3 protein-coding genes and 1 pseudogene are annotated in these 3,180 nt (G+C 60.5%); 1 reads left to right on the top strand and 3 read right to left on the bottom strand.

All coding sequences use genetic code 11. The features are described 5' to 3' along the window. A partial coding sequence (locus NKG99_RS35535; protein WP_352874122.1) for a hypothetical protein occupies positions 1 to 216 on the top strand: 216 nt, incomplete at its 5' end. A 49-nt stretch (positions 217 to 265) separates the two neighbouring features. Here the strand turns inward: NKG99_RS35535 and NKG99_RS35530 are convergent. From NKG99_RS35530 to NKG99_RS35520, 3 genes and pseudogenes are all read right to left on the bottom strand, one after another. Then, on the bottom strand, positions 266 to 598 hold the full coding sequence (locus NKG99_RS35530) for a hypothetical protein (RefSeq protein WP_352874121.1): 333 nt from the start codon (positions 596 to 598) through the stop codon (positions 266 to 268). A gap of 897 nt (positions 599 to 1,495) precedes the next feature. Beyond that, entirely contained in the window at positions 1,496 to 1,804 is a 309-nt protein-coding gene (locus NKG99_RS35525) for a hypothetical protein (protein ID WP_352874119.1), read from the bottom strand. Positions 1,805 to 1,816: 12 nt separating this feature from the next. Continuing rightward, positions 1,817 to 2,124 (bottom strand): annotated as a pseudogene (locus tag NKG99_RS35520) (hypothetical protein). Positions 2,125 to 3,180 lie beyond the last annotated feature (1,056 nt).

The raw sequence follows: 3,180 nt of genomic DNA, 5'->3' as shown, positions 1-3,180 counted from the left end.
ACGACTCTCACTACTATCGCTATCCTCGCGATCAGCATCGGCCATGCCGATGCCAAGCGCCATAAGGTGAACCTGCCGGTTTGCACCGCGTCAAGCTCACTCTTCGAAGTCCTGAGTGACAAGTGTTTTCTCGTCAAAGGTTCGATGATCTATGGCGACATCGCCGATCTTTCCCAGATAATCACTTGGAATGGTGGCGTCGCTGGTGGTCCGTGAGTGACAAGCCGGCCACCATTTATGTCGCGAGCGTGTTCGAGAAGCCGCATTAGCGGACCGTGCTGACCACCAAAGACAAGGCCAAAGCCCTGGCGATGGCAAAGGAGATCGGCGACAAGGTGCGGGTCGAGGAGATCACGCCGAAACCGAAAAGGCGCTCGCGCCGGCAACACCCTGCATCACAACCAGCGCGATGGCGCGCAAGGCTCTCAGCCGCCGCCGTCTCCACCACCACCGCCCCCCGCCCGCCTGGCTGAATACAAGTGCCCTCGTCCTTGCGTACTTCCACCGCCACGAGGTCGGGGGAACGCTTCTCGCGTTCGGCAAAAACAAGATGGCCGGCGCCAGGGTGGGAGCTATTGGGCTGTGCGGCGCCGGCCAAGCGGACATCAGGTCCGCCGCCCTTCAAGAATGGCCGATTCGCCGACATGCGGTCATGGTGTGATCGCGGTAGCCGTGGCTTGAAAGCTTCCGTCCGTCTCATCGATTATCCGGACTGGCAGATAGGCGTTCGTTTCCAGCCACTCACGCAGGAGGATCTGAATGAGATTCGACCAGTCGATCTTCATCTCGGCGGCGATAGAGTTCCGTGTGTCCTCCTGGCCGGCTCTTGCGGGACAGCAGCGACGTTCCGGAGCATCAAGGCAGCACGGTGTAGATCGGGCCGCGACACGTCGGCGCTGCGGTCCGCCGCGCTCTCAAGCTCTTCGGCGATGGATAAACGGCGCAATTGCGCCAAAAGGATTACCCAGCCAGGGAATGACAGCGCTGCTACCGGATGAACGTTTGCATCGCTGCTCACTCTCGCGACGGTTCTGGAAGGGCCTCAACAATATTAGGCGCTCCCTAAATACGAGCGATGCTTTGAAAGCGAGGTTGAGGTTCGACAAGTCCGGTTTCACCTTTGTTCGGCTGGTCGGCGCCCTTCATGCAACCTCCAGCGGACGGCCACCTACTTGCGATTGGTCGTCTCTGGATGCATCCTTGGCATCATGTCGCAGTTGCAATACCTCAATCACCTTTTGGAATGCCCTTACTGCTTGAAAATTCGGCTGAGAATTCCACACGACGCTCGGCCGGAGACGCTCATCGTTTGTGATGATTGCGGAGAGTTCCTCGGAACGTGGGATGAACTACAGACCGACTTCGAGAGGCAAGGCGGGCAAAGCGGGGTCTTCCGTCTCGAAAAGGGTCGTATCAGGCGAATCGATTAGAGCACTGGACGCGGGCCGGCAAGGCCCATTCCCGTGATCGCGGTACGACCAACCAACCGAATCGGTCATGTTTGCAGGTGCGGCGGATTAGCACCGCGATCAAGGCACACCGGGGTCGCCGGAGGTGGGGCTTCCGCCTGCTTCTGTCCGGGAGTAGTGGTCGAACCAGATACATCTGAGCCCGGAGAAAGCTTCCTGTCTGCCTCTTCCTCGCTGCCGAAACTGGCGGCATGAAGCAGCATGACCTTCGCCTTGGCGACCAATTCCTCCTCTACCAGCACGGGCCCGGCCGCCAATATAACGGCAATGACCTCGCCACCCTGGCCCCAGAATTCAACGCGATCGTGGCTCACCACGGTTTCCGAGACCTGCATGTCATCCTCCGCTCACATTTGATCGTTATAAGGTTGTTTGGTCATCCCAACCTGCCTGGTCAGCTCGCAGAAGGCTGGCAAACCGGATTCGAATTGGGCGCGGTTGGCTACCTGAAACAATCGCAAGGGAAAGCAGACCGCATCGCGGTTCGCCGGGGACATGTCCTCGTACATTCGTTCTTCTGAAGTCACCAAGGCCTCGGCTTTACGCAGGGCCATATCGATATCGTCGACTGAAGGATTCCACGATGGATCAGGATGTTGTTGACCGCCGCCACCGCCATCAGCAGCCCTTCAAGCTGAAGATTCGCAACGTTCACGTCTTCTTATCCTTGACATAGGCACCCGGCTGCCTGCCGGCTTTGGGTGTCTTGGCATCCTTGGAATGTTCAGCGATTGAGGGACCTGCGCCCGAGGTCTTCTCGGTTGCCGGTGAGGGCGTCGGTCGCTTCCCGGCCGGGCCGGGCTGGACTCCTGCGGGCGAGGTGGGGTCTGGGTGCGTCATGGCATGGGTCTCCCGTTCCGGATCGGCATCAACTCGCCAGGCGCGCCGAGGTTCCCGAACGATTTGGGCGCCTGGGCTTTGTAAGGACCGGGTAACGCCAGCGGCTCCTGGCTCATGGGTACGACTAGGTTCTGCCGCCCTCATGGATTAGGAACGAAGGGAGGTCACCGCGTGGTGACGCGCGGCGCTGGTGTGTTCTCGTTGACTACGTTGCCGACCGGAGCCATCGGCAAGACCAAGTGACGAACCGGAATCAGCTACAGAGGCGGCGTTTGGTCTTTGATGCGGCGGCTGCACGACTTTAGAGCCTTAGCGGTTTTCCCCTTTATAACAGTCCGCCGCCCGCGCGATGCAAGACGATGTCGTTGCTCTCAGGTCGAAGCCGTCGCGGGTCGCCGAGCGCCCTCTTCCTGCGACTTGCATAAGATCGCGCCCTGCGCGTGACTTGAGTTTCGCAGGTGTTGCCCACCGAATGAAGGGTTTAGCTGTCGGGGGCGGCGCGCTTCCACCATGGCGGGGCCGCCGCCCCCGACAGCGCCTTCAGCTAGGCGCCCAGACCCGGCCCCGTTGGGGCAGGGTCGAGAGTTGTCGTCAGGATTCTGGGGGAGGTACGATTGAGGAACGTCATCGTCTCTAGCCGAACCTTGTCGCGGATCTTCGGGCGAGCCGCCTGGTTAGCCCTGCCGCCTATCGCGCAAGCAAAATAGCGGAGGCGCCCAGCGGTTCATCGCCGTCGCCTCCGAAGCAGTCTGGGCCTAGGCGGCCATGTCGAGGGTCTTTATGCCGTGGCGCTGCATGGCCGCGCCGATTTTGGCGAAATCGGGCTGCGTCAGCGGCTCGACGGTACCGATGTCGCGGAAGAAGGCAGTCA

Origin of the sequence: Mesorhizobium sp. M1409 (genome assembly GCF_040317535.1) — a bacterium.
Classification (GTDB): domain Bacteria; phylum Pseudomonadota; class Alphaproteobacteria; order Rhizobiales; family Rhizobiaceae; genus Mesorhizobium.
Note: the sequence above shows the minus strand (reverse complement) of the source record. Positions and strands in the feature narration are given on the sequence as shown.